Source organism: Vibrio sp. 970, assembly GCF_033339075.1.
In genome coordinates this window covers 1-657 of record NZ_JAWOTW010000389.1, presented here as the reverse complement: position 1 = coordinate 657, position 657 = coordinate 1, and the positions used below count along the sequence as shown (strand labels likewise).

1 protein-coding gene and 1 pseudogene are annotated in these 657 nt (G+C 46.6%); both read left to right on the top strand.

What is annotated here, in order from left to right; all coding sequences use genetic code 11:
• Positions 1-121 (top strand): annotated as a pseudogene (locus R7Q11_RS26870) (pilus assembly protein PilM); the annotation flags it as partial.
• Positions 105-657: PilN domain-containing protein (locus tag R7Q11_RS26865; RefSeq protein WP_225467075.1), on the top strand; the 553-nt coding region annotated here is incomplete at its 3' end. The pseudogene R7Q11_RS26870 and the gene R7Q11_RS26865, both read left to right, overlap by 17 nt.

The window sequence follows — 657 nt, the reverse complement described above, 5'->3', positions numbered from 1 at the left end:
TGAAATGAAAGTGTCGAAACGCAAGCGACGAGCGGCTGATTGGCAACATTTTTCGACAGCTGCAGGGCTGGCGGTGCGCGGCATTCATTGGTTAGGAGGTGTGCGTGCTGTATCGCATTAACTTATTGCCTTGGCGCGAAAATCAAAGGGAAGAGCATCGTCGTCGATTTGTCGGTTTAGCCGTATTGGACGTCATGGTGGCGTTGGGGATTCAGTGGGGCGTTGGCCAATATTATGCGTACCAACAAGATCTTCAACAAGAGCGACTCGACTATCTAACAACGTACATTTCCGATCTAGATAAGCGGATAGAAGCGATGAAGATCGCGGAGCTTGAACACAGCAAAATCTTGGAACGCTTGAAAGTTGTGGAAGCGTTGCAAAATGGTCGGAATAAAACCACTGATTTTATGAACCTCATGCCTGCTGTTATTCCAGAAGGCGTGTATGTCGACAAGATCAAAATGAACGATCTAGAAATTGAAATCTCAGGTATTTCAGACAGTACACCTCGGCTAGCAACCATGCTCGATAACATGGAACGTTCTGCCAAGCTACTGGACGTTGAAATGCACTCTATCGTGCACGGAAAAGCCCGTTTCGGTAAAGAGTTTCAGACCTTTAAAGTGTCCTTCATGTTTAACACGGTAGAAGAGC